The sequence below is a fragment of the Sphingomonas sp. Leaf38 genome (assembly GCF_001421825.1).
Lineage (GTDB): Bacteria > Pseudomonadota > Alphaproteobacteria > Sphingomonadales > Sphingomonadaceae > Sphingomonas.
The window spans coordinates 516,074-522,642 of record NZ_LMLD01000011.1; the positions used below are offsets into that span (position 1 = coordinate 516,074).

Annotated in this window: 6 protein-coding genes and 1 pseudogene; 5 read left to right on the forward strand and 2 right to left on the reverse strand. The window is 68.0% G+C overall.

Going from position 1 to position 6,569, the window contains the following annotated elements:
- The 4 genes and pseudogenes from ASE88_RS19510 to ASE88_RS09805 form a co-directional block, all read left to right on the forward strand.
- Positions 1–289, forward strand: a pseudogene (locus tag ASE88_RS19510) (4-hydroxybenzoate octaprenyltransferase); the annotation flags it as partial.
- A 9-nt stretch (positions 290–298) separates the two neighbouring features.
- Positions 299–1,645 (forward strand): TldD/PmbA family protein, encoded by a 1,347-nt coding sequence (locus tag ASE88_RS09795; protein WP_056477819.1) that lies wholly within the window; start codon positions 299–301, stop codon positions 1,643–1,645.
- A 43-nt stretch (positions 1,646–1,688) separates the two neighbouring features.
- Complete coding sequence (locus ASE88_RS09800) at positions 1,689–2,453, forward strand: 3'(2'),5'-bisphosphate nucleotidase CysQ (protein ID WP_056477820.1); 765 nt, start codon at positions 1,689–1,691, stop codon at positions 2,451–2,453.
- 231 nt (positions 2,454–2,684) lie between these two features.
- The gene (locus ASE88_RS09805) at positions 2,685–2,996 is read left to right on the forward strand and encodes a hypothetical protein (RefSeq protein ID WP_235527898.1); all 312 of its coding nucleotides are present in this window, start codon (positions 2,685–2,687) and stop codon (positions 2,994–2,996) included.
- Between the two features lie 197 nt (positions 2,997–3,193).
- Here ASE88_RS09805 and ASE88_RS09810 read toward each other — a convergent pair whose 3' ends face one another.
- Entirely contained in the window at positions 3,194–3,901 is a 708-nt protein-coding gene (locus ASE88_RS09810; RefSeq protein WP_056477824.1) for a hypothetical protein, read from the reverse strand.
- Between the two features lie 5 nt (positions 3,902–3,906).
- Positions 3,907–5,115, reverse strand: a complete 1,209-nt coding sequence (locus ASE88_RS09815; protein ID WP_055873833.1) for a toxic anion resistance protein — start codon at positions 5,113–5,115, stop codon at positions 3,907–3,909.
- A 158-nt stretch (positions 5,116–5,273) separates the two neighbouring features.
- Here ASE88_RS09815 and ASE88_RS09820 point away from each other — a divergent pair, with 158 nt between their 5' ends.
- Entirely contained in the window at positions 5,274–6,287 is a 1,014-nt protein-coding gene (locus ASE88_RS09820) for a zinc-binding alcohol dehydrogenase family protein (protein WP_055873830.1), read from the forward strand.
- The last annotated feature ends 282 nt before the right edge of the window (positions 6,288–6,569 follow it).

The following is a 6,569-nucleotide window of genomic DNA, read 5'->3' on the forward strand; positions in this document are numbered from 1 at the left end:
CTCGTCGGCGCTCCGCATGGGCACCCATGTGAAGGCCGGCGTCGGGATCTTCTACATCGCCGCCGTCGCGCTCTGGGCCGCAGCGTTCTGGACCGTCCGCCCCGATCCCCTCGCGATCGCCGCGCTCGTCCCCGTCGCGCTCCACCTCGGCTGGCAGGTCGTCACGCTCAAACCCGACACGCAGGAGGGCGCAGGGACCGCCGCACTCGCGCGTTTCCGCGCGAACCGGTTCGCCGGACTGCTCATGTTCCTGGCCTGCGTGGTTGTCGGCACGACGCTGCATCCTTAAGTCGCTGATATGCTGACTCCAGACCAAGCCCGCGACCGCGCCCACGATATCGTCCAGCGCGCCAAGGCGGCGGGCGCCGACGCCGCCGATGCGGTCTTCGCCGCCGACGCCGCGCTCGACGTGTCGATCCGCCTCGGCAAGCTCGAGGATATCGGCCGTTCCGAGAGCGAGGATCTCGGCCTGCGCGTGTTCGTCGGCCAGCGCTCCGCCAGCGTCTCCACCTCCGACCTGTCGACCGCCGCGATGGACGCGCTCGTCGAACGCGCCGTCGCGATGGCGCGTGAGGCCCCCGAAGATCCCTGGGCAGGGCTCGCCCCCGCCGACCGCCTGCTCCACGGCATCACCCCGATGCTCGGCCTCGACGACGGCGGCGAAGTCAGCCCCGAGCAGCTCCGCGACGCAGCCCTCGAAGCCGAAGACGCCGCCCGCGCCGTCCCCGGCGTCTCGAACAGCGAAGGCGGCGGCGCCAGCGCGTCGCGCAGCGTCTGGGCGCTCGCGACCAGCCACGGTTTCGCCGGTGCCTACGCCGCGACCGGCTATGGCGTGTCGGCCAGCGTGCTCGCCGGCGAGGGCAGCGCCATGCAACGCGATTACGCGCACAGCAGCGCTCGCCTGCGCGCGCATCTCGAATCGCCCGAAGCGATCGGCCGCCGCGCAGGCGAACAAGCCGTCGCGCGCCTCAATCCCGGCCGCCTCGTCAGCGGGCCCACCACGATTGTCTATGACCGCCGCGTCGGTGGGTCGCTGATCGGCCACATGCTCGGCGCGATCTCCGGCCAGGCGATCACGCGCAAGACCAGCTTCCTGCTCGATTCGCTCGGCAGCCAGGTGTTTGCGCACGGCATCACCATCCGCGACGATCCGCACCGCCCGCACGGCCTGCGCTCCCGCCCGTTCGATGGCGAGGGCCTGCCCGTCTCGCCGAGCGAGATCATCGAGGACGGCATGCTCGAACGCTGGCTGCTCGATTCCGCCTCGGCCCGCCAGCTCGGCCTCGAGCCGACCGGCCACGCCGCGCGCGGTATCGGCGGCGGCCCCGGCGTGTCGACCAGCAACGTGTTCATGGAGCCGGGCCATGTTCCGCTCGAAACGCTGATCGCCGACATCGAATCGGGCGTCTACGTCACCGAACTCATGGGCGGCGGCGCGAACGGCGTGACCGGCGACTATAGCCGCGGCGCGGCCGGCTTCCGCATCGAGAACGGCCAGATCACCACGCCCGTCGCCGAGTTCACGATCGCCGGCAACGTGAAGGACATGTTCTTGGCGATGACGCCCGCCAACGACCTCGAATTCCGCTACGGCGTCAACGTACCGACCTTGCGCGTGGAGGGCATGACGGTGGCGAGTGGCTGAGCGCTACCGCGGCCCGCCGCGGTCTCCGGCATGGCTGCGCGCGATGGCCGACGCGGTTGCGGGGATCGCGCAGGAGGCGGGCGCGATGGCGCTCGACCGGTTCGACACCGACTTCCAGCGATGGGAGAAGACGCCTGGCAGCCCGGTTTGCGAACTCGACATCGCGATCGACCGGATGCTCAAGGCGCGGCTGTCGACCTTGCTGCCCGAGGCGGGGTGGCTCTCCGAGGAAACCGCCGACAACGCCGACCGCCTCGCGCACGACCTGCTCTGGGTGGTCGACCCGATCGACGGCACGCGCGACTATATCCGCGCGCGGCCCGGCTGGTGCGTCTCCGTCGCGTTGGTCGACCGCGGCCGCCCGGTGATCGGCATCCTCGAAGCGCCATCGCGCGACGAACGCTGGCACGCGGTGGCAGGGGAGGGCGCCACCCGTAACGGCGTGCGCCTCCAGACCGGCACCCGCACCGACTTCCCCGGCAGCCGGACACCCACAGACGCGCTCCCCAAGGCCGACCGCGACCTCGTCATGGTCCACAAACCCAACTCGATCGCGCTCCGCATCGCCATGGTCGCCGCCGACGAAGCCGACCTCGTCGCCACGCTGCGCTGGGGCAATGAATGGGACATCGCCGCCGCGGTCCTGGTCGCGAGCGAGGCGGGCGCGGCGGTCAGCGATGCGCTCGGCGCGCCGCTGGTGTTCAACAAGCCACGGCCACAGGCGTTCGGCGTGTTGACCTCGACACCCGGCATACACAAGGCAGCGGTGGACCGTCTGGGTAGTCGCGCCCATAATTTACTGACGTGAACGGCGGCTTAGGCAGCATTTGGCTCTATTCGAACACGGCTGAATAAAGTCGAGAACTCGGCCTGCATTGACGCGACTTGACTATCAGGCGCGTTACGACACTATCGCTCGGACGATATTGGAGATGACGCCATGCTTTGGATTGCTCTCGCCGCGACGGCCGCAATTGCCGGCCCTCCCGGTCTACCCGCATACGGTGTCGATGCGCCGCGCATCAACGTACTCGACCAGGTGATCTATGCGCCAACGGGGGAAACCGTTGCCGCCGACAGCGGACATCGGGCGCGGCTGATCGCGCTCCGTCAGGAAGGGCTTGCGCAACAGGCCGAGGATGGCGGCACGTTGACCCCTGCACATCGTGACGAACTGCAGCGCAAGTTGGAGAGGATTCAGTTGCGGTTCGCCGAGCTACGCCGACGCGCAGACGCTTACGCGGTCGATGGCAACGGTCATGCACGCTATTCCGCCGCAACGCGGCCGGGCGTCGTTCTTCCCCCCAGTCTGCGCCTCACAAGCGCATCGAAATCGGCACGGCTTTTTTGAAGCCTGACGTGTCAGGGGCGATCAAACCCTGACACGCGTTTGCCCTTCGTCCGGCTGGTCAGGTGGAAATGTAGGCACCGGTCGCAGCGATAGACCCTGAGCGGCACGCGTCCGGCCCGGGCCACCAACAGCGCGTCGGTTTCGGACACGAAGCGCGCCTTGCGGCGACACACGCTGAGCCGAGTGCGCGTCACTGGTCAGTCCTTGTACTTCAACTCCAAGAACCGCCCGCGGGTCGACAGGTTGTCGAGGTCGCTTTGTGCGAGGCGCGCGGTCATTTCGCCGATTTCCTGTTCGATCAGCTTCAGCCCGTCGACCAGTTCCGCGTCCGGCGTGCGACCGTTGCGCGGAGTCGTGCGCAGCGACGCCGGCACTTTCTCGTAATCCTTGACGAACGCGGGCAATTGTTCGCCGATCAGTTTCCGGATGTCGACCGCCTCTTGCGTATTGGCGTCGAGCGTCGCGAGTTGCGGCGTCAGCGTTTCGAGGCGCAGGCCGATCCGGTCGACCAATGTCATCGCCGGCGCGGGGAGGGCGGGGCGCTGCGCCTCCAGCCATCGTTCGGTCTGCGCGGGCAGCGTGCGGATGTCGACCGCGGCGAGCCGCTCTGGAGTCGGCGCGCGCTCTGCCGGCCACACCGCGAACAATACTGTCGCCGCCACCAGCAACGCCATCACCAGCATCGCGCCACCAATCCCGAGCGGCACGATCCAGCCGATCACCATCGCCGCGATCAGGATCGCGACGTCGGCGATCGCGATCCGCGTCAGCCGCTTGCCGATCGCCTGAGTCTGGCGCGACCGGACGCGCGACGGCCCGCGCGGAATGACGGCGCTCGTCCGGTCGTCCGAAATGCGCGACCAGGAGGCGCGGGCGCTGGCAATGGCGTCGTCGACTTCGCTCACGGCGGTTACATCGCCTCCAGCTTGAACGCGCTCGGCGACGGGCCGCCGAGCTGGCCCTGCGTGGCCCCCTCGGCCCGCGCGATATACCCGCGCGACTTGTCGACCTCGTTCGACAGCGCGCCGACCGTCGTCTTCATGCTGTCGAGCGCCTTCAGCTTGAACACGTCGATCGCATCCATCGTATCGTAGATGTTCTGGAACGCGCGTTGCAGCGTCTCGAGCGGGATCGTCGCCGACGCCGCCTGCTCATGGATCTGCGCGGTCTGCGATTTCAGCAGCTTGCCGGTCGAATCAATGATGTTCGCGGTGGTCGTGTTAAGCGCTGTGATCTGCTCCAGCACCAACTTCTGGTTGGTCAGCGCCTGCGCGACCGTCACCGCGGTGCGCAGCGCGGACACGGTGGTGGTCGAGGCGCGATCGACGCCCTTCACCAACTCGACATTGTTCTTCTTGACCAGATCGAGTGCGAGATAGCCCTGCACCGTCACCGCCATCTGCGTCAGCAGGTCCTGCGTGCGCTGGCGCGTATAGAACAGCGCCGTCTCGCGGATCGCCTTGGCCTTGGCCGGATCGCTATGGTCGAGCTCGTTCGCGACGTCCTCGAGCTTCGCGTCCATCGTCTTCGACAAATGGATCATCTGTTCGAGCCGCCCCATCGCGGCCCAAAGGTTCGCGCGCTCGGTATCGATCGCGGCATTGTCCATCAGCAGCTCGTCCTTGCCCGACGACAGGCTCTTGAGGATCTGCGCGATGTGCGTCTGCGACGATTTATAGCCGTCGAAATAATTGCGCATCTTGCCACCGAACGGGATGATCCCGAACAGCTTCTGCGGCGCGGTGAGATTGCCCTTCTTGCCCGGATCGAGATCCTCGACGACGCGGCGCAGCTCGGCCAGATCCTTGCCGACGCCCGTTTCCTGATCCATCGCCCTTACCGGGCGGTCGAGGAACCGGTTCGACTGGCCCGCCGCCTCGCGGATTTCCTTCGCCCCCATCGCGGTGATCGCATCGACGCGCTTGCCGAACTCGGGGCTGTTGACGTCCTGCGCGACGAGATCGGTGACGAACCCCGATACGCGCTCGTCGAGCTGCGACTTCACGCCCGCATCGACGGGTACCAGCCCGGCGGCCTTGGCGGCGGCGACGGTCGGCACCGGATCGGGCGGCGTCAGTACCAGGCTCGGCTCAGTCAGCGTTTCCGGGGTCGTGGCCATCAAGTGTCTCCGTTCGGTAGCGCATGGTGGCTGCAACCCGCGCCGCGTTCAAGTGGCGTATATAGATAATACACCCGGCTTGCCAACTGCTGCGTGGCACTGAGGGGAACCGGGAGGGGGTGTCGGCGGCTTTGTCCCCACATTCCAGGAGACACAGCATGCGAGCCATCGGCTACACCCAATCGCTCCCGATCGACGATCCGCAGTCGCTCGTCGATCTCGACCTGCCCAAGCCGGAGGCGACCGGCCGCGACCTGCTCGTCGCAGTGAAGGCGGTGTCGGTGAACCCGGTCGACACCAAGATCCGCCAGCGCCGCGCGGATCCCGACGGCACGCCGCAGGTGCTCGGCTGGGACGCGGCCGGGACCGTCGTCGCGCTCGGCGATGCGGTGACGGGGTTCGCGGTCGGCGATGCCGTCTTCTATGCAGGCGCGATCGACCGGCCGGGCACGAACGCCGAATATCACGTCGTCGACGACCGCATCGTCGGGCACAAGCCGCAGTCGCTCGACTGGGCGCAGGCGGCGGCGATGCCGCTGACCTCGATCACCGCATGGGAAACGCTGTTCGATCGGCTCGACGTGCGCAAGCCGGTGCCCGGTGCGGCGAACGCGATCCTGATCATCGGCGGCGCGGGGGGAGTCGGCTCGATCGCGATCCAGCTCGCGCGGCAGCTGACCGACCTGACCGTGATCGCCACCGCCTCGCGCGACGAAACGCGCAGCTGGGTCGAGGATCTCGGCGCGCATCACGTGATCGATCACCGCAAGCCGCTCGCCGACCAGGTCGCGGCGCTCGGGCTCGGCGTGCCGGGCTTCGTCTTCTCGACGACGCATACCGACGAGCATGTCGCCGAGATCGCGACGCTGATCGCACCGCAGGGCCGGCTCGCGCTAATCGACGATCCCGAGACGCTCGATATCAGCCCGCTCAAGCAGAAGTCGATCTCGATCCATTGGGAGCTGATGTACACGCGCTCGCTGTTCCAGACCGCGGACATGGCCGAACAGGGCCGCATCCTCGACGAGGTCGCGCGGCTGGTCGACGCGGGGACGGTGCGAACGACGCTGGCGGAGAATTTCGGCCGGATCGACGCGGCGAACCTGCGCAAGGCGCATGCACGGATCGAGAGCCACACCGCCAAGGGGAAGATCGTGCTCGAGGGGTTCTGAGTTCTCGCGGAGCCATCTCTCCCGCGTCTTACCACCCCGGCGAAGGCCGGGGCCCAATTGGGGAACAGCGGTAACGGCTGGCAGCGCGTCATCATTGCCACCTTTCCAGTTGGGCCCCGGCTTCCGCCGGGGTGGGGCTTAAGTGGGCTTTCCGATCGCCACTACCTCACGATCCTCCCCCGCCAGGGGGAGGTGGCAGGCGCAGCCTGACGGAGGGGGCGGCAGGCGAACACGCCCGTTGCGTGTCCTTCCCCCCCCCCCCCCCCCCCCCCCCCCCCCCCC

Coding starts and splice junctions, on each gene's coding strand:
- ASE88_RS09815 (WP_055873833.1), bottom strand. CDS start 5,115: ATGGCCACGACCCCGGAAACGCTGACTGAGCCGAGCCTGGTACTGACG.
- ASE88_RS09795 (WP_056477819.1), top strand. CDS start 299: ATGCTGACTCCAGACCAAGCCCGCGACCGCGCCCACGATATCGTCCAG.
- ASE88_RS09820 (WP_055873830.1), top strand. CDS start 5,274: ATGCGAGCCATCGGCTACACCCAATCGCTCCCGATCGACGATCCGCAG.
- ASE88_RS09800 (WP_056477820.1), top strand. CDS start 1,689: ATGGCCGACGCGGTTGCGGGGATCGCGCAGGAGGCGGGCGCGATGGCG.